The 242-nt window shown below is 52.1% G+C and carries 1 pseudogene; it reads left to right on the forward strand.

What is annotated here, in order from left to right:
* Positions 1–242, forward strand: a pseudogene (locus KVT27_RS25900) (extracellular solute-binding protein); the annotation flags it as partial.

The raw sequence follows: 242 nt of genomic DNA on the forward strand, positions 1-242 counted from the left end.
GAACGGTCCGTTCCTGGGCGATAGCCGGAAGAGCTTCAACACGTTCAAGGAGCAGGATGAAGCGATCAAGATCTGGGAACAGACGGATGCCGCCAAGCATGTGATGCCGCTCTTCTTGACGCCGACAGCCGAAGAAAGCAAGGAGCTGGCCAAATTAAATACAGCGATTGCGAGCTACAAGGAAGAAATGTTCGTGAAGTTCGTGATGGGCAAAGAGCCGATCGACAAGTTCGATGACTATG

This window comes from Lysinibacillus sp. GbtcB16 (assembly GCF_019091145.1).
Classification (GTDB): domain Bacteria; phylum Bacillota; class Bacilli; order Bacillales_A; family Planococcaceae; genus Lysinibacillus; species Lysinibacillus fusiformis.